Annotated in this window: 19 protein-coding genes; 10 read left to right on the top strand and 9 right to left on the bottom strand. The window is 56.1% G+C overall.

The genetic code is table 11. The annotated features are described in order from the left end of the window. Positions 1 to 8 precede the first annotated feature (8 nt). From narJ to hemN, 4 genes are all read right to left on the bottom strand, one after another. The gene (gene narJ / locus LMS44_RS10965; protein ID WP_022523530.1) at positions 9 to 821 is read right to left on the bottom strand and encodes a nitrate reductase molybdenum cofactor assembly chaperone; all 813 of its coding nucleotides are present in this window, start codon (positions 819 to 821) and stop codon (positions 9 to 11) included. Beyond that, positions 814 to 2,376 (bottom strand): nitrate reductase subunit beta, encoded by a 1,563-nt coding sequence (gene narH, locus LMS44_RS10960; protein WP_498947272.1) that lies wholly within the window; start codon positions 2,374 to 2,376, stop codon positions 814 to 816. Before narH ends, narJ begins: the two co-directional genes overlap by 8 nt. Beyond that, positions 2,373 to 6,170, bottom strand: a complete 3,798-nt coding sequence (locus tag LMS44_RS10955) for a nitrate reductase subunit alpha (RefSeq protein ID WP_498947271.1) — start codon at positions 6,168 to 6,170, stop codon at positions 2,373 to 2,375. The genes narH and LMS44_RS10955 overlap by 4 nt, the downstream gene beginning before the upstream one ends. 174 nt (positions 6,171 to 6,344) lie before the next feature. Then, a complete protein-coding gene (gene hemN, locus LMS44_RS10950) occupies positions 6,345 to 7,730 on the bottom strand; it encodes an oxygen-independent coproporphyrinogen III oxidase (RefSeq protein WP_138801021.1) in 1,386 nt (461 codons plus the stop codon). A 241-nt stretch (positions 7,731 to 7,971) separates the two neighbouring features. Between hemN and ubiU the strand changes: the two genes are divergently transcribed. From ubiU to LMS44_RS10915, 7 genes are all read left to right on the top strand, one after another. Beyond that, the gene (gene ubiU, locus LMS44_RS10945; protein WP_022523534.1) at positions 7,972 to 8,967 is read left to right on the top strand and encodes a ubiquinone anaerobic biosynthesis protein UbiU; all 996 of its coding nucleotides are present in this window, start codon (positions 7,972 to 7,974) and stop codon (positions 8,965 to 8,967) included. A 9-nt stretch (positions 8,968 to 8,976) separates the two neighbouring features. Further along, positions 8,977 to 9,924, top strand: coding sequence for a U32 family peptidase (locus tag LMS44_RS10940; RefSeq protein WP_022523535.1), 948 nt, complete (start codon positions 8,977 to 8,979; stop codon positions 9,922 to 9,924). A gap of 137 nt (positions 9,925 to 10,061) precedes the next feature. Continuing rightward, positions 10,062 to 11,813, top strand: coding sequence for a ribonucleoside triphosphate reductase (locus tag LMS44_RS10935; RefSeq protein ID WP_053857057.1), 1,752 nt, complete (start codon positions 10,062 to 10,064; stop codon positions 11,811 to 11,813). Between the two features lie 44 nt (positions 11,814 to 11,857). Beyond that, positions 11,858 to 12,022 (top strand): anaerobic ribonucleoside-triphosphate reductase, encoded by a 165-nt coding sequence (nrdD, locus tag LMS44_RS10930; RefSeq protein ID WP_027959384.1) that lies wholly within the window; start codon positions 11,858 to 11,860, stop codon positions 12,020 to 12,022. A gap of 70 nt (positions 12,023 to 12,092) precedes the next feature. Then, positions 12,093 to 12,842 (top strand): anaerobic ribonucleoside-triphosphate reductase activating protein, encoded by a 750-nt coding sequence (locus tag LMS44_RS10925; protein ID WP_022523537.1) that lies wholly within the window; start codon positions 12,093 to 12,095, stop codon positions 12,840 to 12,842. A gap of 119 nt (positions 12,843 to 12,961) precedes the next feature. Then, positions 12,962 to 13,408, top strand: coding sequence for an Rrf2 family transcriptional regulator (locus LMS44_RS10920; RefSeq protein ID WP_022523538.1), 447 nt, complete (start codon positions 12,962 to 12,964; stop codon positions 13,406 to 13,408). Between the two features lie 127 nt (positions 13,409 to 13,535). Beyond that, on the top strand, positions 13,536 to 14,012 hold the full coding sequence (locus LMS44_RS10915) for a DUF4870 family protein (RefSeq protein WP_022523539.1): 477 nt from the start codon (positions 13,536 to 13,538) through the stop codon (positions 14,010 to 14,012). A gap of 71 nt (positions 14,013 to 14,083) precedes the next feature. Here the strand turns inward: LMS44_RS10915 and LMS44_RS10910 are convergent, their stop codons facing one another. Next, entirely contained in the window at positions 14,084 to 15,295 is a 1,212-nt protein-coding gene (locus LMS44_RS10910) for an NnrS family protein (RefSeq protein WP_498947270.1), read from the bottom strand. Positions 15,296 to 15,559: 264 nt separating this feature from the next. Here LMS44_RS10910 and hmpA point away from each other — a divergent pair, with 264 nt between their 5' ends. Then, positions 15,560 to 16,732 carry an NO-inducible flavohemoprotein gene (hmpA, locus tag LMS44_RS10905; protein ID WP_009286645.1) on the top strand — a complete coding sequence of 391 codons (1,173 nt, stop codon included), beginning with the start codon at positions 15,560 to 15,562 and terminating at the stop codon, positions 16,730 to 16,732. Positions 16,733 to 16,788: 56 nt separating this feature from the next. On the opposite strand, the gene ubiT is transcribed toward hmpA, so the two are convergent. Beyond that, positions 16,789 to 17,259: a ubiquinone anaerobic biosynthesis accessory factor UbiT gene (ubiT, locus tag LMS44_RS10900; protein WP_039858597.1), complete on the bottom strand. Its 471-nt coding sequence runs from the start codon at positions 17,257 to 17,259 to the stop codon at positions 16,789 to 16,791. A gap of 183 nt (positions 17,260 to 17,442) precedes the next feature. Here ubiT and LMS44_RS10895 point away from each other — a divergent pair, with 183 nt between their 5' ends. Next, complete coding sequence (locus LMS44_RS10895) at positions 17,443 to 18,054, top strand: cytochrome c oxidase subunit 3 family protein (protein ID WP_238326099.1); 612 nt, start codon at positions 17,443 to 17,445, stop codon at positions 18,052 to 18,054. Between the two features lie 15 nt (positions 18,055 to 18,069). Then, the gene (locus tag LMS44_RS10890) at positions 18,070 to 18,372 is read left to right on the top strand and encodes a cytochrome C oxidase subunit IV family protein (protein ID WP_022523543.1); all 303 of its coding nucleotides are present in this window, start codon (positions 18,070 to 18,072) and stop codon (positions 18,370 to 18,372) included. Positions 18,373 to 18,412: 40 nt separating this feature from the next. Here LMS44_RS10890 and LMS44_RS10885 read toward each other — a convergent pair whose 3' ends face one another. Genes LMS44_RS10885 through LMS44_RS10875 form a run of 3 tightly spaced genes read right to left on the bottom strand, consistent with a single transcriptional unit; the run spans position 18,413 to position 21,386 of the window. Next, positions 18,413 to 18,610 carry a hypothetical protein gene (locus tag LMS44_RS10885; RefSeq protein WP_022523544.1) on the bottom strand — a complete coding sequence of 66 codons (198 nt, stop codon included), beginning with the start codon at positions 18,608 to 18,610 and terminating at the stop codon, positions 18,413 to 18,415. A gap of 11 nt (positions 18,611 to 18,621) precedes the next feature. Beyond that, on the bottom strand, positions 18,622 to 20,565 hold the full coding sequence (locus LMS44_RS10880; RefSeq protein WP_498947269.1) for a nitric oxide reductase activation protein NorD: 1,944 nt from the start codon (positions 20,563 to 20,565) through the stop codon (positions 18,622 to 18,624). A gap of 8 nt (positions 20,566 to 20,573) precedes the next feature. After that, positions 20,574 to 21,386, bottom strand: coding sequence for a CbbQ/NirQ/NorQ/GpvN family protein (locus tag LMS44_RS10875; RefSeq protein WP_022523546.1), 813 nt, complete (start codon positions 21,384 to 21,386; stop codon positions 20,574 to 20,576). Positions 21,387 to 21,393: the final 7 nt, after the last annotated feature.

The following is a 21,393-nucleotide window of genomic DNA, read 5'->3' as shown; positions in this document are numbered from 1 at the left end:
TTCTCCTATTAACGATCGGCGGAAGGAGCGGAAGAGGCATTTAAAGACGGAGCAGGCATAATGCGTACCGGCTGGCTCTGAACGGTGTGTTTGCGCTCGGCCAAGCGGCGGCCTTCGGCAGACTGCAGCGCGCAGTCTTCGTCAGAGGTTGCCGAGAAACGCACCGCTTCTTCTTCCCATACGGCGTCCAAGGCTTCGGGGGTGTTATCAGGCGCTTCTTTTTTGACCTGGGGCCGATGCTCTTCGACATCGCCCTCGGCCCCAATTAACGCCAAGAGTGATAGCGGCACCAGGGCGTGATCCGCTCCGCGCTCCTCCAGCCGCGCGGTGAGCAGCGCCAGGATATGACGTATTTCGCCCAACCAACGGCCGATCTCGGCGTCGTCGCACATCGAAAGGTATTCAAGAAATACCGGTATATGGTCCGGCAGCTCCCGGGCATCCAGTTCGAAACCGGCCGCGCTATATTCGGCCATAAGATCGACCATGGCCTGACCACGATCGCGGGATTCACCGTGAACGTGCTCGAATAGCAGCAGCGACGTAGCCCGCCCCTTATCGAACATGGCGACGTACTCGGCCTGCAGCTCAAGCAGGTCGCCCTCTTGGAGACGCTGACACCACTCCATTAGCGACGATTTGAGAGCCGCCCCCAGGCGGCGTTCGGCATTGAGAATTTCGATGAGCTCACCGCTGGCATCCTGCAGTTCCTGGGTCGGGTAATCGAGCAGGCGGGCCAGTACGCGTAGGCTACGCATACCCTGTAGCGGTTCGAACGACGGCTCTACCGGGGTCGGCGATTGGGTAGCGGCTTCAGTCATGACGAGACTCCTCAAGTTGTGGCTGTGGGTCGAAGACCTCTACCGGTTTTACCAAAACGCTGGTCTGCTTACGGCCGTTAAATAGGTTGGGCTGGCTCTCACCGTGGCAACCATCACCAAAGGTAAAGCCACATCCACCCCGCTCGGGGAAGGCTTCGGTTGCCATCTCACGATGGCTGGTGGGGATCACGAAACGATCCTCGTAGTTGGCAATGGCCAGGTAGCGGTACATTTCTTCCACCTGGGCTACGCTCAGACCTACGGCGTCGAGCACCTCGGCATTAGGGGCGCCATCCACGTGCTTGCCGCGCATGTAGATACGCATCGCCATCAAGCGCTTGAGTGCCAATACCACGGGCTCCTCTTCACCGGCTGTCAACAGGTTAGCCAGGTACTTCACCGGGATACGCAGTGATTCGATCTTGGGCAGGATGCCATCGAACTCTACATGCCCCGCCTCAGCGGCGGACTGAATCGGCGACAGCGGCGGCACGTACCACACCATCGGCAGCGTGCGGTATTCCGGGTGCAGCGGCAGCGCCAATCCCCAGTCGATAGCCATCTTGTAAACCGGTGAGGCCTGGGCGGCTTTGATGACGTTATCCTGGATGCCATCCCGCTTGGCCTGGGCAATCACTTCCGGATCGTTGGGATCTAGGAAAATCTCGCACTGGCGGTGGTAGAGATCACGCTCGTCAGGGGAGCTTGCCACTTCCTCGATCCGATCAGCGTCATACAGCAGCACGCCGAGATAGCGAATGCGGCCCACACAGGTCTCGGAGCAGATGGTCGGCTGACCGGCCTCGATACGCGGGTAGCAGAAAATACACTTCTCGGACTTACCGCTTTTCCAGTTGTAGTAGATCTTCTTGTAGGGGCAGCCGGAGATACACATACGCCAGCCACGGCACTTGTCCTGGTCGATTAGAACGATGCCGTCCTCTTCCCGCTTGTAGATCGCACCACTTGGGCAAGCCGCTACACAGGTTGGGTTCAAGCAGTGCTCGCACAGACGCGGCAGATACATCATGAAGGTGTTTTCGAACTGGCCGTAAATATCTGCCTGCACCTTGTCGAAGTTGGCGTCTTTGCGCCGCTTGGCGAACTCGGTGCCAAGAATCTCTTCCCAGTTCGGGCCCCATTCGATCTTTTTCATACGCTGACCGGAAATCAGCGAGCGCGGACGCGCCACCGGCTGGTGCTCGCCGATCTTGGCGGTATGCAGGTGTTGGTAGTCGAAAGTGAACGGCTCATAGTAGTCATCCATCTCGGGCAAGTCGGGGTTGGCGAAAATGTTCGCCAGCACCCGCCATTTGCCACCAATACGCGGTTCAATCCGACCGTCGTTACGGCGCATCCAGCCGCCCTTCCACTTGGCCTGGTTCTCCCACTCTTTGGGATAGCCGATACCGGGCTTGGTCTCGACATTGTTGAACCAGGCGTACTCCATACCTTCGCGACTGGTCCAGACATTTTTGCAGGTCACCGAACAGGTGTGGCAACCAATACACTTATCAAGATTGAGAACCATGCCTACCTGGGAACGAATTTTCATTTCACGGCCTCCTGAGCACTGTTCTTCTGAACACTGTCATTGCCTTCACCATCCAGCCAGTCAACGTGTTTCATCTTGCGCACTAACACGAACTCATCGCGATTTGAGCCGACGGTGCCGTAATAATTAAAACTGTAAGAGAGCTGCGCGTAGCCGCCGATCATATGGGTTGGCTTGGGGCAGACACGGGTGACCGAGTTGTGAATACCGCCCCGCGTGCCGGTGACCTCAGAGCCAGGGACGTTCACGTTGCGCTCCTGGGCGTGGTACATCATCACCATGCCCGCTTTGACCCGCTGGCTGACCACTGCCCGCGCGGCAATCGAGCCGTTGGCGTTGTAGACCTCGATCCAGTCGTTGTCCTCGATATCGATCTCAGCCGCGTCCGCCTCGGAGAGCCACACCACCGGGCCGCCTCGGTTAAGCGTCAACATCAGCAGGTTGTCCGAGTAAGTAGAGTGGATGCCCCACTTCTGGTGCGGCGTGAGAAAGTTCAGCGCCTTGCTCTTAAAGCCGTTGTCGGCGGGAAGCTGGAAGCCTTTGGCCGCCTTGGTATCGATGGGCGGACGATAGACCAGCAGGCTTTCGCCGAAAGCGCGCATCCAGGCGTGATCCTGATAGAACTGCTGACGGCCACTCACGGTGCGCCAGGGAATCAGCTCGTGAACGTTGGTGTAACCGGCGTTATAGGAGACATGCTCATCCTCGAGGCCGGACCAGGTCGGGCTGGAGATAATCTTGCGCGGCTGGGCGACGACATCGCGAAAGCGAATTTTCTCATCAAACTTAGGCCTCGCAAGGTGAGTATGATCACGCCCGGTAATTTTGGAGAGTGCATCCCACGCTTTAACTGCCACGGCGCCGTTGGTTTCCGGTGCCAGGGTCAGAATCATCTCGGCAGCATCGATAGCGCTGTCGATCAACGGACGCCCTTTATGCGGGCCATCCAGTTTGCGATGGTTGAGTTTGCCCAGCAGCTCGACTTCAGCATCGGTATTCCAAGCGATACCCTTGCCGCCGTTACCAATGCTTTCCAGCAGCGGCCCAACAGAAGTGAAGCGCTCATAGGTTTCGGGATAGTTGCGCTTGACCTCAATCAGCGATGGCATGGTCTTGCCGGGAATCGGCGCGCATTCGCCCTTCTTCCAATCCATCACCGCCGGCTGGGCCAACTCTCCTGGCGAGTCGTGCTGCATCGGCAGCGTGACCAGGTCGGTCTCTTCTCCCAGGTGGCCTACACACACCTTGGAAAACGCTTTGGCAATACCCTTGTAAATATCCCAGTCGCTGCGCGATTCCCAGGCCGGGTCGGTGGCGGCAGTCAAGGGGTGAATAAAGGGGTGCATATCAGAAGTGTTAAGGTCGTCCTTCTCATACCAGGTCGCCGTCGGCAGCACGATATCCGAGTAGAGGCAGGTGGTGGACATGCGGAAATCCAGCGTCACCAGCAGGTCGAGCTTGCCTTCCGGCGCCTCGTCACGCCATACCACTTCTTCGGGCTTCTGGCCGCCGAAGTCGCCCAGATCTTTACCCTGAATACCGTGGCGAGTACCCAGCAGGTACTTGAGCATGTACTCATGGCCCTTACCGGAACTACCCAGCAGGTTGGAGCGCCAGATGAACATATTACGCGGGAAGTTCTCTGGTGCATCCGGGTCTTCCGCGGCAAAGCGCAGTTCACCGCTCTTGAGCTGCTGAACGGCATAGTCGGCAGTGGACATACCCGCGGCTTCGGCTTTTTTCGCTAGGCGTAGCGGGTTAGTGTCCAGTTGAGGTGCTGACGGCAGCCAGCCCATGCGCTCAGCACGCACGTTAAAGTCAATCAGGCTACCGGGGTAATCCTCGGCCTTGGCCAACGGCGAAAGAATTTCTTTAATCTCGAGCTTCTCGTAGCGCCACTGGGAGGAGTGACTATAGAAGAAGGAAGTAGAGTTCATATGGCGCGGCGGGCGCTGCCAGTCGAGGCCAAAGGCCAAAGGCGTCCAGCCAGTCTGCGGACGCAGTTTTTCCTGACCAACGTAGTGGGCCCAGCCGCCACCGCTCTGACCGATACAACCACACATGACCAGCATGTTAATCAGGCCGCGGTAGTTCATATCCATGTGGTACCAGTGGTTCATACCGGCACCAACGATGATCATGCTACGGCCGTTGGTTTTATGGGCGTTGTCGGCAAATTCACGGGCAATGCGGGTGCACTGCTCTGCAGGGACGCCGGTGATTTTCTCCTGCCACGCGGGGGTATAGGGGCGAATCTGATCAAACGAGGTCGCGCCATCATCTTCGCCGTCGCCGACAAAGCCACGGTCGATACCGTAGTTGGCACACATCAGATCAAAAACGGTGACCGCCAGCATTTCGCTGCCATCGGCTCTCTTTAACCGCTTGGCGGGCAAATTGTGGAACAGCAGGTCGTCAGCAGCGCCGACACCGGCCCCTTTGACGTGTTCAAAGTGTTCGTGCTCAATGCCACCGAAATAAGGAAACGCCACGCGAGCGACGCTATCGTGGTGATTGGCCAAACTCAGTAACGGCTTGATCTCGGTGCCTGCGGCGTCCAGCGATTCCAGGTTCCACTTGCCCACTTCGTCGCCGGTTTCGCCCCAGCGGAAACCGATGGAACCGCGTGGTACCACCAGTTGGTCACGGGTTTCGTCCCAGGCAACGGTTTTCCACTCGGGATTGTTTTCCTGGCCCAGGGCAGCATCAAAATCACTGGCACGCAGTTGGCGGCCCGGTGCGAAGCTGCCATCTTCACGCACTTCCAGTTCCACCAGGAACGGCATGTCGGTATAGCGCCGCACATAGTCAGTGAAGTAAGCACTCGGGTTATCGAGGTGGAACTCTTTGAGGATGACATGGCCCATGGCCATCGCCAGGGCGGCATCGGTGCCCTGTTTGGCGGACAGCCATTCGTCGGTGAGTTTGGAAACCTCGGCATAATCTGGGGTGATCGAAACCGTCTTGGTGCCCTTGTAACGTACTTCGGTAAAGAAGTGGGCATCCGGGGTACGCGTCTGGGGCACGTTGGAGCCCCAAGCGATAATGTAGCCGGAGTTGTACCAGTCAGCGGACTCGGGAACGTCGGTCTGCTCGCCCCAGGTCATCGGTGACGCCGGCGGCAAATCGCAGTACCAGTCGTAGAAGCTCATGCAGACGCCACCAATCAGCGAGAGGTAGCGACTACCTGCGGCGTAACTGACCATGGACATGGCAGGAATCGGCGAGAAGCCGAGAATACGGTCGGGGCCGTACTGCTTGGCGGTGTAAACGTTAGAAGCAGCGACCAGCTCGTTGAGCTCGTCCCAGTTACCGCGAACGAAGCCGCCCATGCCGCGAGCACGTTTGTACTGTTTGGTCTTGGCGGGGTCTTCGACAATAGACGCCCAGGCGTCGACCGGATCTGGGTTAGCCTTGAGCGCTTCGCGCCATAGCGCCAGCAACGGCTTGCGAATCAACGGGTACTTGAGGCGGTTGGCGCTGTACAGATACCAGGAGTAGCTGGCGCCGCGGGGGCAGCCACGCGGCTCATGGTTAGGCAGGTCGGGACGGGTACGGGGGTAGTCAGTCTGCTGGGTTTCCCAGGTAACTAAACCGTTCTTAACGTAGATCTTCCAGCTACAGGAGCCGGTGCAGTTCACCCCGTGGGTACTGCGTACTACTTTGTCGTGCTGCCAGCGGGCACGATAACTATCTTCCCACTGGCGGGATTCGCTGCGTAGCTCACCGTGTTCGTTGGCAAAAGGCTCGCGGGACTTGCGGAAGAAATTCAGCCGATCTATGAAGTGACTCATGGTCGATCTCCAGGCTCCTCGGAAATTTGCATACCCGACAGTGCGGGTTCCATGGAGTGGATTCTGCGTGATCGACAAGCGAATTACTGCGTGATTACCTCCATATACACCCTGTCTACCCCCAAGGTGATAGAGCGGCCAACGTAAAGGAATAGACAGTTGGCACTGTTGAAATTACACCGTGCGCGAATAACGGTTTTCCGTTGGTTTCAGGTAGGCGTCGAACGCCATGGCCAGGTTGCGGATCATCAACCTCCCTGAAGGCAGCACCTCGATGTCATGGTCGCGCAAAGCAATTAACCCGTCGTCCGCCATCTCTTCGAGGCTCGCCAAGGCACTCGCGAAGTAGCTGCGAAAATCGATATTGTGCCGGGCCTCGATAGCGGCAAATTCAAGGCGGCCGTGACACATCAGAGTATTAATGACATCGCGGCGCAGGCGGTCGTCATCGCTAAGGCGATAGCCACGGAAAACCGGTAAACGCCCTTCATCCAAGCGATGCTGATACTGGGCAGTTTCCTTGACGTTTTGGCTATAGGTATCGCCCACCTTGCCAATCGAGGTAATGCCCAGCCCAATCATGTCGCAGTCGGCGTGGGTAGAGTAGCCCTGAAAATTGCGCTGCAGAGTGCCATTTTCACGGGCCAAGCTCAGCTCGTCATTCGGAAGGGCGAAGTGATCCATGCCGATGTAGACATACCCTGCGGCCGTCAGGCGGTTAATCGTAAGCTCCAGCAGCTCCAGCTTGCGCTCGGGTGGCGGCATGTCTTCGGGGCGAATTAGCCGCTGAGCTTTAAACAGTTCGGGCAGATGGGCGTAGCTATAAGCGGCAATGCGATCCGGTTGCAGGTCAATAATCTTGGTTAGCGTCGTATCGAAACTCGCCACTGTCTGCAGCGGTAAACCGTAGATCAGGTCAACGCTGACCGATTCAAACCCCGCCTCGCGGGCAGCCTTGACCAGGGATACCACCTGCTCTTCGCTCTGGACGCGATTGACCGCTTGCTGCACGTCGTGATCGAAATCCTGCACACCGAAGCTCAACCGATTGAAGCCCAGCGCGTAGAGCTCGTACACCTGTTCGGGTGTCACGGTGCGAGGGTCTACCTCCAGCGAGAATTCACGCTCTTCAGGTGCGGCGAAGTGAAAGGCTTCGTCCAGCGCCGCCATCAGTTCGCTTAGCTGGGCGTTGCTTAAATAGGTTGGGGTGCCGCCGCCCAGGTGCAGTTGGGTCATTTGGCGGGTGGTATCGAACAGCGCTCCCTGAGCACGTATCTCCTGTTTTAACCACTGGAGGTATTCGGCGGCTCGCTCGGTATTATGAGTAATGATTTTGTTGCAGGCGCAGTAGTAGCACAGGCTTTTGCAGAACGGGATATGCACATAGACCGAAAGCGGCTTGGGTACTGCGACCCGATTACTGCGCTCGGCGGCGCTACGGTAATCATCCTCGGCAAACGCGGCATGAAACTGGGGCGCAGTGGGATAAGAAGTGTACCGCGGGCCTGGGCGGTCATATTTCTCTACCAGGGGGCGATTGAAGAGCAGTTCATCTTGCATGATCGAAGTAGGTCTCTGAAAAGGGGCTCTAAAAGAGGTCTCTGAAATGGAACTCTGGAAGTGGGTGCAGCAAGCATTGGTTAATATTCATACAATATACGTTTTAAAAACTGCCTGCATCCAGCTTGCCTACTCTGCAGCGTTATCCTCTTTTGAAAGCCACCCCGATATGACCTGTGTCAAAAGCCGACAAAAAATAGGCGACTAAAATGCTCGGACTTTTCCCGCAAGGAGTCTCGCTATGGAGCTTGTATGTCCCGCTGGCAACCTGCCCGCTCTAAAGCGCGCTGTAGATGAAGGTGCCGACGCTGTCTATTTCGGTTTCCAGAACATCACCAACGCACGGCAATTCGCCGGGCTAAACTTTACCGACAAACGTGCCCGCGAGGGGGTCGATTACGCCCACCGACATGGCAAACGCGTTTTTTGCGCCATTAATACCTATCCCCAGCCCGATGGCTGGGAACACTGGACTCGGGCCGTGGATCAGGCCGCCGAACTGGGCGTGGATGCGCTGATTCTCGCCGATATGGGACTGCTCGACTACGCTACTCGCCATCACCCCGAAATCTCGCGGCACCTCTCAGTGCAGGGTTCGGCGACCAGCCATGAAGCGCTACGCTTTTACCACCAGCATTTCGGCATTAAGCGCGCCGTACTGCCAAGGGTGCTGTCAATCACTCAAGTACGCGACCTGGCCAAGCAAACACCGGTAGAACTGGAGGTGTTCGCTTTCGGCAGCCTGTGCATCATGGCCGAAGGACGCTGCTATCTCTCCTCCTACCTGACCGGCGAATCGCCCAATACCCGGGGCGTCTGCTCGCCAGCGGCTCATGTCCGCTGGGAAGAAACGCCAGAGGGCTTAGAGTCTCGCCTTAACAATGTTCTTATCGACCGCTACGCCGAAGGCGAGCGCGCGGGCTACCCCACCCTATGCAAGGGTCGCTTCGAGGTGGCGGGCGAGACCTATCACGCCATTGAGGAACCCACCAGCCTCAATACCCTGGAGCTATTGCCGGAGCTACGCGACCTGGGTATTAGCGCCGTCAAAATTGAAGGTCGTCAGCGCAGCCCCGCCTATGTCTCTAAAGTGGCCGGGATCTGGCGCCAGGCGCTCAACCGCCTAGAGGCTCAGCCTGAGCGCTTTGATCCAGAACCCGCCTGGATGGCAGGCCTTGCCGAGCTTTCCGAAGGTGCCATCACTACCCTAGGCGCCTACGAACGCCGCTGGAAATAGGAGCCTACTATGCCGAACACTACACCTCCCCTATCACCGACCTTATCAACCGGCCCTCTTCAACTCTCCCTCGGGCCGGTGCTTTTTTACTGGACTCGGCAACGCTACGCCGACTTCTACCGCGAGGCGGCCGACTGGCCGGTAGAGATTATAACCCTGGGCGAAACCGTCTGCTCGCGGCGCCGCGATATGAAACTGGACGACTGGCTAGGCATTGGGCGCGAGCTCAGCCAGGCGGGCAAGCAGGTAGTACTCGCCAGCCAGACCTTGGTCGAGTCCGAAGCCGACCTGCGTGACTTGCGCAAGCTGTGTGACAACGGTGATTTTATCGTCGAGGCCAATGACCAAAGCGCCCTGCAACGACTCTCCAGTGCCGGACTGCCGTTCATCGCCGGTGCTGCGCTCAACCTCTACAACCCGGCGACACTGGGCGTTATGGCCCGTGCCGGCATGCGGCGTTGGCAAGCGCCGGTGGAAATGTCACAGCAAGACTTAGCCAAACTTATTAACGATTGCCACCAGGCAGGCGTTCCCCACCCATGCGAAGTATTCGCCTACGGGCATCTCCCCTTGGCCTGGTCGTCACGCTGTTTTACCGCCCGGCGTCACCAAACACCCAAAGACCGCTGCAAGTTCGTCTGCCAAAAGTACCCCGAAGGCTTGGTGCTACGTTCACAAGAGTCCCGGGATGTTTTTACCCTGAACGGTATTCAAACCCTTTCCAGCGCCTGCCAGGATCTGCGCCATGAACTTATGGTCATGGCGGATATGGGGGTATCAGTGGCACGTCTCAGCCCACGGGCGGAAGGCATGGCCGAGGTGGTCAAGGCTTTCGATCAGTCCCGCCACGGCAGGTTAGCTACGCCCGATCCTTTGACACTGGTGGATGCTGAAATCTGCGACGGTTACTGGTATGGCCGACCGGGTATGGATAACACCCGCACGATGACCGGCTAAAACAATAGCCTAGGCGCCACCACGCCTTACTATTTTTCCCCACCATTTTTGACCTGGGTCATTTATTGCAAAATCCTGAACGCTTACCCTTTAACACCATATATAGTATTTATTTTTATTAAATCTAGCATATATAGGTGAATTGGGTGAAAAGCTCCACAAGCGTTCAGGTAGCAAAGCATCATATTGACGTCGCCTCGACGGTCAATGAGTACCTCCAACGCGCCGACTGGCGTGTTCACGCCAATGCCAACCAGGGCTATTCATTGGGCGGTTTAATCCTCAACGTCTCGGGCAAGTTGATAGCCAACTACTGGCTCGATGAGATTTACCCCCACACCGTGGGGGAAGCTCATAGGGAAGGTGATTTGCATATTCACGACCTGGATATGCTGTGCGGCTATTGCGCCGGCTGGTCGCTGCGTACTTTGCTGCTAGAGGGATTTAATGGGGTACCGGGACGAGCCGAAAGCCACCCGCCCCGCCACCTTTCAAGTGCCCTGGGGCAAATGGTTAATTTTCTTGGCACCTTGCAGAACGAGTGGGCCGGGGCACAAGCCTTCAGCTCTTTCGATACCTATCTGGCACCCTACGTGCGCAAGGACGGCCTGACCTACGCGCAGGTTAAGCAGGCGCTTCAGGAATTCATCTACAACCTAAATGTACCTTCGCGCTGGGGTAGCCAGACGCCCTTCACCAACCTAACCTTCGACTGGGTCTGCCCCGACGACTTGCGCCATCAGGTACCGGTTATCGGCGAAGAGGAGCAGCCGTTCAGTTACGGCGAACTGCAGGTTGAAATGGACTTGATCAACCGGGCCTATTTGGAAGTCATGGAGGCCGGGGATCGCCACGGGCGTGTGTTCACCTTCCCGATACCCACTTATAACATCACCCATGATTTCGACTGGGAAAGCGACAACGCCGAGCGGCTCTTCGCACTGACCGCCAAGTATGGACTGCCCTACTTTCAAAACTTTCTCAATTCGGATCTGGAACCCCACATGGTGCGTTCCATGTGCTGCCGCCTGCAGCTTGATTTGAGTGAACTGCTCAAACGCGGCAACGGTCTGTTCGGCAGTGCGGAGCAAACCGGATCGTTGGGAGTAGTGACGATCAACTGTGCCCGGTTGGGTTACCGCTTTGCCGGCGACCGGGCCGGGCTGTTCAGCGAGCTGGATCGCCTTCTGTCGCTCGGGCGCGATAGCCTCGAACTCAAGCGCGAGCGCATTCAGCAACTAATGGATCAGGGGCTCTACCCCTTTACCCAGCGCTACCTGGGCACGTTACGCAATCATTTCTCTACTCTGGGTGTGAATGGGCTCAACGAAATGGTGCGCAACTTTACTGGGGATCGCTGCGATATCGCCGACGCCCAAGGGCTACAGCTGGCACTGGATCTTCTTGACCACGTTCGGGAGCGGATGCGCGAATTTCAAGAACAGACCGGCCACATGTATAACCTTGAAGCCACCCCGGCAGAGGGCACCACTCACCGCTTTGCCCGGGAGGATCTGACGCGCTTTCCTGACATTCTTCAAGCCGGTACACCCGAGGCGCCCTACTACACCAATTCCAGTCAATTGCCGGTGGGTCATACCGATGATCCCTTTGAGGCACTGAGCCATCAAGACCCCTTACAGACTCGCTACACCGGTGGCACGGTATTGCATCTCTATATGCGCGAACGGATTACCTCGGCCTCCGCCTGTCGCAAGCTGGTTAAAACGGCGCTCTCTCACTTTCGCTTACCCTACCTCACAGTCACACCCACCTTTTCGATCTGCCCGGTGCATGGCTACCTGTCGGGTGAACATGAGTTCTGCCCCAAGTGCGACGAAGCACTTTGGGCAAAAACGGCGAGCGCAATCGACGCCGCCACGGCTTGAGGCATTTGCCTCACTTTTTCTCAACTCGTTTAAGGAACACGCTAATGCAAACCTCTCAATATGCTAGCTTGCCCACTGAGCAGCGCCAGCGCTGCGAAGTCTGGACCCGCGTCATGGGCTACCACCGCCCGGTAAGTCAGTTCAATATCGGCAAACGTGCCGAACACCAGGAGCGACGCCATTTTACTGAAGCCGCCGCCTCTCGGTAGCTAGCCCTCACTTTTCTCTAACGACAGCTGGGGGGTCTGGCTACAGGCGCCCCAGCAGGGGGATATCACTATGGCTATGCAGACGACACTTGACGACATCACAACTAAATTATCTTCGGTTCGGCTGCCGATTGCCGGCCTTGTGCCCATGACCACACTGGATTATCCCGATCATCTGGCGTGTGTTGTCTTTCTCCAAGGCTGCCCGCTACGCTGCGGCTACTGCCACAATCCCAACATGATCCCGTCGCGCCGAGGTGAACCCCAGGAGTGGCAAGCGATACGGGAATTCCTGAGCACCAGGCAAGGCCTGCTGGAAGCGGTGGTTTTCAGCGGTGGTGAGCCCACCCTGAATGCCGGTTTGTCCGATGCAGTAAAGGAAGTGAAAGCATTGGGCTTTAAGGTGGGACTACATACCGCCGGCCCTTATCCTGACCGCCTCACCCAGCTATTACCGCACCTTGACTGGGTGGGGCTGGATGTAAAAGGACGCGGAAAAGAGTTTGACCGCATCTGCGGCCGTCCCGGCATCTGGCAGTTGCATGCCCGTAGCTTGGAGGCTTTGCTCGACAGCGGACTCAATTTCGAGTGCCGTACCACCATTCACTGGAAAGATTTTCAGCTTACCGATGTGGAACGCCTGGCACTGAGTCTTGCCGACTGTGGGGTACGCCACTATGCGCTGCAGGTGGCCCGCAGCGAGCAATGCTTCGATCCCACCTATTCTCAGCCAGTTGCCAATACTCCATCTACAGCTCAGATGAATGCGCTGGTAAGCCGTTTGAAACCGTACTTTGACCAGCTTGAGCTAAGGCAATAACGCTTTCCTTCTTGACTCAGGTCAGCATTAGTACCCCCATGTTCTGATTGCAACTTACTGAACGTTCATACAACATGTTTCTTTTACAGTTGGATTACTCTCGGAGCAAAGCACACTCCATGCATCTCACTCGATTCACCGATTATTCAATACGCGTGTTGATCTTCCTCGCCGTGAAAGGCGAAGAGCGTTCTACTATCAATGAGATCGCAGAGACCTTTGATATTTCTCGCAATCACCTGATGAAAGTCGTTCAGGAGCTTAGCCAGAAGAACTACGTTACCGCTATTCGGGGCAAGAACGGTGGCCTATTGCTCACGCGAGACCCCGCTACTATCGTGCTGGGTAAACTCGTGCGCGAAATGGAACATGGCATGGAGCTAGTCGAGTGCTTTCATAGCGATAACAACTGCATCATTACTCCCTCGTGTCGGCTCCAGCCCATTCTAAACGAAGCCTTGTCAGCGTTTCTGGAGGTGCTTGACCGCTATACTTTGGCAGATGTGTTGTCCAATCGTTACCCGCAGTTGGCAGGACTAATGCGTATCCCCACCGTCAATGTCTGACGATCACTAGAAACAACCCTATTAATTTCAGCTAAGGAAATTCTGCATAGTTGCTCTACAATAAATGCATTAAAAATGCATTTTAACGCGCTATTAATGATTCCCACTTTGCCGAATGAGGTTTTCTATGGCTATCTCCCCATCATCCATGCCCTCCGCATCTCACTCCGCGGCCACTTCAACGTCGACTTCCTCTAATACGTTTAAGAAAAGCCGCGGGCGTGGCGCGGCTATCGTTGTCTATATGCTCTTTCTGGGTAGCGTATTAGCGGTGGTCACCGCCCCCATAGGGGTACTCATTGCCCACATGAAAAGAAACGATGCCGAGGAGTGGGTCGCTTCCCATTTGCAGTTTCAGATTAGAACGTTTTGGTTAGGGCTATTAGGCGGGGTGTTGTTCACTGCCATTTGGCATCTACTGGGCTGGATCGGGCTACCGGCAGTAGCCCCCTGGGCTCTGGGCTACCTCTATTTTACAGCCTGCCTGATCTGGATGGTGGGCCGTTGCGGGGTAGGTATTACCCGCCTCACCAACAACCGTCCAGTGGCTAACCCACGCAGTCTTGCCTTTGGCGGTGCCCGGGTCACCCTGGCTGATCGCTAATGAGCGTTTGAATACCTCAATGGTTTTAATACGCCTCATCTGGACGGATGCAGGCGCCATCTATTATTCGTTCAGCCATCCTGACCGTCGACTCGCGCCTGCATCAACGGCCAAGTGTAGTGCACGACGAATATTGCGTAGGCAACGCACCAGAAGATGATGCTCAGCGTATAGGTCCAGTGGGTGATCTGGGGAAATAGCGCCAAGACGGGTGAGCGCACCAAGGCGGCTATTAGCATTAAGCCCAGCGCCACACCAATACCGGGCAAAGTGCGTATGGGGCGGCCCGTATGACCTAGCGAAACTCTGGCCATCATGGCCAGCATCATGGTGCCCATGCCACCAATGGTCAGGGCGTGCACGGCAAGTTCAACGCGCATCAGCCCCATGAGTGCCAAGACCCACATGACAAGCCCTAGCGGAATGCAGGCGTAGCTGCCGTGCAGCCCCCAAAGTAAAGGTTCACGCCAGCTATGCAACCCACCCCAACGCGCCATGCGAACAGTGTTGGCCAACGCCGCTAAGAGCATCACTCCCCCCATTAATAAAGCAGGAATGGCAACCCCCAACATGATGACCAGCTGCAGCACGACTACGCCAGCCGTACTCACCAGCGTCACTCCTTCGAGCAAAGCAATAGGTTCAGGTTTGGTGCGGCCCAAACGATTGGCAGTGAACATGGCAATCACACGTCCGCCCACTACGGTCATCATCAGTGTGATTAACAGTACGGCCAAGTAGGCGGCTTGGCGGATCAGCTCGGCGTCACCCTGCATCACCCCTAAGTGCATCGCCAGGTTAGCCGTGGCAAACAGCAACAGCGCGGGAATAAAGATCAGGTTGCGCCAACGCTTTGCGGTAATGACCAGACGCGCCATAACAATGGCGACCACTGGAAGAAATGCAAGGTCAACCGCCAGCAGCAGCCATACTGGCAAATCCATGGGAAAAGCCATCAGCACCCTACCTAATAGCCATAACGCCACCAGACCCAGTAGCGGCCCGCCGTTTAAACTTGGCAATCCGGTCCAGTTTTGTACAGCGGTAAGCAAAAACCCCCCAACCACCGCCGCTGCAAAGCCAAACAGCATTTCATGCTGATGCCAGAACACCAGGCCGCCATAAGGGCGCAGCAAAATATTGCCATGCCAAAAGCCAAGCCATACCAGTAGAGATAAAATACTGAACAGCGCGGCCAACAGGAAAAAGGGCCGAAAAGCCAGCCGTAACAACGGCAGTTGCTTGAGTTTGGAGGCAGGTTGGGAGGAGGTGATAGTCGACATAGCATAATACCCCACTGAATTACTTGGATTTGCATTGTGCGCCAGGCCAATAGCAAAAACCATGACAAGTATCAAAAATGCATCTTATAGACACAGATAAGCTTCATCGTCACTCCATACCAAGCGCTTTTGCATTGTGTTCAGGCCTTGTTGTTCAAATGGCTGGCAGCCCCTCTCCTCAACAGAGCCCCTGCATGGTTGGTATTTATCGCTTTTGGCGTTAAGATGCATTTGTAATGAATCTTAACGCTTGAGGTATTATCCGTGCTAACACATGAGCAAGAAAAGCTGATCAACGCGACCGCTCCCGTCGTGGCCGAACACCTGAATGCGATTACGCAGCGCTTCTATCCGCTGATGTTTACCCGTTACCCAGAGGTTAAGCCGCTCTTTAATGAGGTTCATCAGCAAAGCGGTGGTCAGCCCCGTGCCCTGGCCAACGCCGTGTTGGCCTATGTGCAACTACGCAGTAATCCAGCTCAGGCGCGTGCTACTCTGGATGTTGTGGTCAGTAAACACGTCTCGCTAGGCATTCTTCCCGAGCAGTACCCTATTGTCGGTGAATGCCTGCTGGCAGCGATTGACGAAGTGCTGGGTGAAGCTGTCACCCCGGAAATCGCCGACGCATGGGGCGCTCTATATAACGAGCTTGCCGCCCTGTTAATTGACCTCGAAGACCAGCGCTATCGTGAGTTTGAGCAACGCCCGGGGGGATGGCGCGGCACACGCCGTTTCAAGATTGCCAGTACCCAGCAGGAAAGTGCTTTAATTCGCTCTTTTATCCTTGAGCCCGAGGATGGAGGTCGTGTGGCTGAGCATGAGCCAGGTCAGTATATCGGTGTACGTCTAACCATTAATGGCGAGCTGGTTTATCGGCATTACAGCCTCTCAGACACGCCAAATGGTCAAAGCTATCGAATCTCGATCAAACGCGAAGAACAGGGCCAAGTCAGCCGCCACTTCCACGATGTCTTACAACCTGGCGACACCTTGGAACTGTTACCGCCAGCAGGTGACCTCACGCTGATTGAAGGTGACGAGCCTCTGCTGCTTGCCAGCGGCGGCGTAGGGCAAACGCCCCTGCTTCCCATGGCAAGACATGCCTTGTCCCTTGGGCGGCAAGTCACCTATCTACACGCTGCCCTGGATGCCGACCACCAGGCTTTTAAAGGCGAATTAGAAGCGCTTAAGAGCGAGTACCCTCAACGTCTTAAGGCTGTCCGTATTCATGAGCGCGGCAACGAAGCCGAACATATTGGTCGTATCGACCACAGCTTATTAGCTCACTACCTGCCTGATCTTAAGGCGCGCTGCTATTTCGTCGGCCCCCAAGGATTCATGACAGCGATTAACAGCGCTTTGTCCGAACTGGGTGTCGACGAGGATCGCCGACACTTTGAGCACTTTGGCCCCTCGCGCCCCCTCGACGCAGCTTAATAATGGGCGGCCTCGGGATATCCCAAGGCCGCTTGTGAACATTTCAGAAGCCTGGGTCACTCTTTACGTACCAAACGCTCCAGCCCCAACAACAGTTCCCCCACACGCCCTTGTGCAAGGCCTTCCTCGCAACCGTCAAGTAGATTCTTGAGCGTCAACCCCAGCTCTGTATCCCCTTCAATGATTAAGCGACGCTGGAAAAACAGGCTGTCGGGATCCTCGCGGCGCGTGGCAAGGCACAAGAATTCCCGCCAACCTCCCCGAATGGTTGCCTCGCCTTTCTCGCGACATAATATCAAGCGCTGGGATTCAAGCGTCAGACTTAGCGTCACACCTAAATCGGCGATGGTGAGACTAATGCGCCGACCTTCCAAAGCATCGAATTCCCCCTCAGCAAGCGGCATAGCAAAAGTACGGTTGAGTAAAGGCTCGACTATACGTTGCTTAATTGTAAACGGTACCCGTGGATCAAGGAGACGTATCAAATGGCTAGGCGTTATAGGAGGGGAAATTGAAAAAGAGGGCATGGAAAAAGGTAAAGACAGCAATGACATAACAGTCACTCCGAAGTAAAGGCATCATCGGCAAACACTAGGCCACTGATGCTAAGCGTTGCCGTGGCGCTGGGTAGTGACGCGTGTCAAATAAAAGAAATATTGCACCAAAATTAACATGTATTTAAAATGCACTTAATATATTGACGAAAACTAATGAGCCCTGATACCTCGGCACAACGCTTACCGAGTGGAGTATTAATGAGGCACGACCTGCCCAATCCCGGCTGGGGGCCGCTTTCAGCGCTACCTGGCAATCCACTGATGTGGGTATTGATACTGAGCGAAATGCTGGTTTTCACCGCCTTCTTTGCGCTCTATGCCGGTCAACGCGCCCTTGACCCTGCACTATTCAATGAATCCCAACATCAGCTTGACCCGGTGCTGGGCGGCCTCAATACCCTGGTGCTCTTGACCAGTGGGCTTTTTGTAGCCTTTGCCGTTGAGGCCATAAGCGCTCAGCGCATACAGCGCAGCCGACAGTGGTTAGGCGCCGCTATACTGTTGGGCCTACTGTTCTGCCTCATTAAGGTTTTTGAGTATACAAGTAAGTTTGCCGCTGGAATAACGCCAGAAACGAACGCTTTTTTTGGTTTTTACTATGGTTTAACCGCCTTCCATTTTGCTCACGTTGTGTTCGGCTTAGCGCTACTAGGCTTAGTGAGCTGGCGCACCTCCACCGAGAACGTAGAAACGGCGGCAGCCTTCTGGCATATGGTGGACTTGATTTGGATCCTGCTTTATCCACTGATTTATCTGCTGAGATAATTTTGTGAGGAAACAATGAGGGCACTGCCCGGTACGCGACGTTTACTGATTACTTGGGGCGTATTAATGGCGCTGACCCTGGTTTCCATGGTTTCCGCTCGGCTAGATCAGACCACCGACTGGCAGGCGCTTCCCCTATGGTCAGCCGCCATGATAATGATGGCGACCGGTTTCAAAGCCCACTGTGTGCTCATGGTCTATTTAAACTTGCGCGCCGCGACCCCAGCCTGGAAGGGAGTTTTCATTGCCCTGACACTATTAACGTTAACGCTGATTGCCGCGGGCTACCTGGCCGGTCGCTTTCATTTAGTGGGGTAGCCTCACAGGATTGGATTTAGCGCAGTGCGGAATCAGTACCTCAAGGCCGCTGCGCGGCGTTTGCCCAGGCTTCCAGCGACCGACCCAACCGCATCAAACCATAAACGATAAAGGGAACCAGCAACATCAGCGCCACGCCCCAATCTCGGTTATTGATAAGCCATACCAGCGGCACGACTATCCCTAAAGCGACCAAAGACCACAGACTAATCGCCGCTACAAAGCGCAAGCGCACCATAGATAACCTCCTTAGGAAGCAACAATCTGGCGGTAGATACTCGGCAGCGCCAAGGCGAGATGCTCCGGACGCTGGACAATGGCATAACCCCCTCGCCCAAACAGATGAGGAATATAGCGCCCCGCCTCCCGGTCAATCGTTACCCCGAACACGCGCACTTCTTCCCGTCGCGCTTCAAGTACCGCTTTGTGCGTATCCTCTATACCATAGCGCCCTTCATAATAGTCGGTATCGTTAGGCTTACCGTCGGTCAGAAGTAGCAGCAACCGGTGCCGATTGGGCCGTTTGGCAAGCGCTTGGGAAAGGTGCCGAATAGCGGGCCCCATACGCGTGTAGTGGCCTGGTTTGAGCGCTGCGATCCGCCGTGACACCCGCTCGCCCATTGGCTCATCGAAACTTTTCAGCGTATTGACCCAAACACGGTGACGACGGTGGGAGGTAAAGCTGTGAATGGCATAGTCATCGCCGCACCCCGCAAGGCCGTGCCCCAATACCAGCAGCGCCTCTTTAGCCACATCCAGCACCCGCCGGTCTTCCAGCCAGGCCTCAGTGGAAAGGGATACATCGACCAGGATCGAAACCGCCAAATCCCTCGCCTGGGTACGGCTAGCTTGATAGAGACGGTCGCTGGCTTCACCGGTCGCCGCCAGATCACAGCGGGAGCGGATGACGGCGTCCATATCCAGCTCGCTGCCATCCAACTGGCCACGTAGCGTCTCACGACGCGGCCTAAGTGCTTCAAACTCGCGTCGGACTCGGCGAATGCGCCGTTTTGTCGTTTCATCCGGCTGCCAGTTCTCCCCCTCCTCGCTCTGCACATCGCTGAGTACCACACAGTAGTCAGGCATATAGATTTGCTTACGATGATTCCATTCCGGATAGGTATGGCGCCCACGCAGACTTCCCCCACTCACCTCACCGGGCGCCAGATCAAGATCAAGCTTTAACTTGGAAGCCGCCTTCTTACGGTTAGCACTGAGCACAATTTCATCAATCTGGTCGGCCGCCTGTTTGGCCTCATCATCGTCTTCATCCTCTACATGACGATTGAGATTGACCATTTCGGCCCAGGAAAGCATCTTTTCGGATGCATTGAGCATTAAAGAGTCATCGCGGTCGGCCTGATCCTGCTCGCGCCGGTCAGCCTTACGTTTACCATGATCATCTTGTGGCGAATTCTTCCCTGCGACCGGAGCCTCATCATCTTCCTGCTCGGTTCGTGCCTGCTTATGGGTACCCAGGGCAACGGCTTGCCCCCATAGCGGCACCGGAAGTGGCGGCCGGTATCCACGCGGCGCATGGAAGTTGTCCAAAGGCAGGGACTCATCGAGGATGGCGATATTCATCACGTCGGCCCAGCCGCCCTCGGGCGGCGTTTCTCCAAGCTGAATGCAGAGAACGGATTCAAGCGCTGCTTCCATCGGCGGCAAGCGCTTGCGCTGGGGGCGAATGGCCAGCAATGCCTGACATAACCTGGCGTGACGCTGAGCGAGCCCAGGGAAGTGGGCCAACACAGCCCGAGTCGCCCGGTTTACTTCACGCAGCTGGAGAAGGTCTTGCTGTAGCGGATCGTCGACGACGTGCACATACCGGGTCTCCGCCAGGTACGCTACCAGCCAAAGGTAGAGATCCCGGTTCAAGGAAGCCTCGGCGAACAAGGCAATGCGTGGCGGTAACAACAGGCTTTCTTCGTCACGGCGTGCTTGATCGAGCACCTCCTCATCAAGCCCAAGCCTTTGACGTAAGGATAAGCGATGCGACGAACTACGCCCCGCAATAGCAGCAACATCAATACCCGCCTCGCCGCCTCCGGCGCGGAAAAAGACGCCAAGCATGGGCCGCAGCGTATCAAGGCGCACTGCGGCTTCGGGATGGTCTGGGTAGCTTGCCGCACTGGAAGCCCAACGGTGCCAATGGCGGCCTACAAACTCTTCGACTTCAAGAAAATCAAGCATCCGTGCCCTCACCCAAAGGTTGCTTGAATGGCTTCCATCAGCCCTTCCTGAACATCTGCGTCATCACTTAGCGGCTCCACTAAGGTAGCCCGGGCAGCTTCCAAAATGGGCACCCCGGCGGCAATCAGGGTAGCGCAGTAAACCAACAGGCGAGTAGAAACACCCTCTTCTAAATCCTGCCCCTTCATGGCCCGCAGGCTGGCGGCAAGATTGACCAGCGCGGCGCACTGCTCACCGGGCAAACCACTCTCCCGCGCGACAATATCGCGCTCGACTTTGGGTGGTGGAAAATCAAATGACATGGCCAGGAAGCGCTGGCGGGTACTCGGTTTAAGCGATTTGAGAATATGCTGATAGCCAGGGTTATAAGACACTACCAGCATGAAGTCATCCGGCGCTTCGAGCAGTTCCCCGGTACGTTCCAACGGCAGTAGTCGGCGGTCATCGGTGAGCGGGTGAAGCACCACGGTGACATCTTTACGCGCCTCCACCACCTCATCGAGATAGCAGATCCCCCCTTCGCGCACTGCTCGAGTAAGCGGGCCATCGACCCAGCGGGTCTCACCGCCCTGCAACAGATAGCGGCCTGTAAGGTCGGCTGAAGTCAGGTCGTCGTGACATGAAACGGTAAACAGCGGACGGCCCAGCTTAGCGGCCATATGGCTAACAAAACGTGTTTTACCACACCCGGTAGGACCTTTAAGTAACAGCGGCAGACGTTGACGAAAGGCGTGCTCAAACATAGCGCATTCGTTGCCGACGTTCTCGTAGAAAGGTATTTCACGCTTATCGATAGGATTAGCGACAGAAGATAGAGGCATGGCAAGA

Source organism: Halomonas profundus, from assembly GCF_020865425.1.
Lineage (GTDB): Bacteria > Pseudomonadota > Gammaproteobacteria > Pseudomonadales > Halomonadaceae > Vreelandella > Vreelandella titanicae.
This window is presented reverse-complemented; position numbering and strand designations above follow the sequence as displayed.

Excerpts from the sequence above, each read along its gene's own strand:
- narJ (WP_022523530.1), bottom strand. The coding sequence starts at position 821 with ATGACTGAAGCCGCTACCCAATCGCCGACCCCGGTAGAGCCGTCGTTC.
- narH (WP_498947272.1), bottom strand. The coding sequence starts at position 2,376 with ATGAAAATTCGTTCCCAGGTAGGCATGGTTCTCAATCTTGATAAGTGT.
- LMS44_RS10955 (WP_498947271.1), bottom strand. The coding sequence starts at position 6,170 with ATGAGTCACTTCATAGATCGGCTGAATTTCTTCCGCAAGTCCCGCGAG.
- hemN (WP_138801021.1), bottom strand. The coding sequence starts at position 7,730 with ATGCAAGATGAACTGCTCTTCAATCGCCCCCTGGTAGAGAAATATGAC.
- ubiU (WP_022523534.1), top strand. The coding sequence starts at position 7,972 with ATGGAGCTTGTATGTCCCGCTGGCAACCTGCCCGCTCTAAAGCGCGCT.
- LMS44_RS10940 (WP_022523535.1), top strand. The coding sequence starts at position 8,977 with ATGCCGAACACTACACCTCCCCTATCACCGACCTTATCAACCGGCCCT.
- nrdD (WP_027959384.1), top strand. The coding sequence starts at position 11,858 with ATGCAAACCTCTCAATATGCTAGCTTGCCCACTGAGCAGCGCCAGCGC.
- LMS44_RS10925 (WP_022523537.1), top strand. The coding sequence starts at position 12,093 with ATGGCTATGCAGACGACACTTGACGACATCACAACTAAATTATCTTCG.
- LMS44_RS10920 (WP_022523538.1), top strand. The coding sequence starts at position 12,962 with ATGCATCTCACTCGATTCACCGATTATTCAATACGCGTGTTGATCTTC.
- LMS44_RS10915 (WP_022523539.1), top strand. The coding sequence starts at position 13,536 with ATGGCTATCTCCCCATCATCCATGCCCTCCGCATCTCACTCCGCGGCC.
- LMS44_RS10910 (WP_498947270.1), bottom strand. The coding sequence starts at position 15,295 with ATGTCGACTATCACCTCCTCCCAACCTGCCTCCAAACTCAAGCAACTG.
- ubiT (WP_039858597.1), bottom strand. The coding sequence starts at position 17,259 with ATGCCCTCTTTTTCAATTTCCCCTCCTATAACGCCTAGCCATTTGATA.
- LMS44_RS10895 (WP_238326099.1), top strand. The coding sequence starts at position 17,443 with ATGAGCCCTGATACCTCGGCACAACGCTTACCGAGTGGAGTATTAATG.
- LMS44_RS10890 (WP_022523543.1), top strand. The coding sequence starts at position 18,070 with ATGAGGGCACTGCCCGGTACGCGACGTTTACTGATTACTTGGGGCGTA.
- LMS44_RS10885 (WP_022523544.1), bottom strand. The coding sequence starts at position 18,610 with ATGGTGCGCTTGCGCTTTGTAGCGGCGATTAGTCTGTGGTCTTTGGTC.
- LMS44_RS10880 (WP_498947269.1), bottom strand. The coding sequence starts at position 20,565 with ATGCTTGATTTTCTTGAAGTCGAAGAGTTTGTAGGCCGCCATTGGCAC.
- LMS44_RS10875 (WP_022523546.1), bottom strand. The coding sequence starts at position 21,386 with ATGCCTCTATCTTCTGTCGCTAATCCTATCGATAAGCGTGAAATACCT.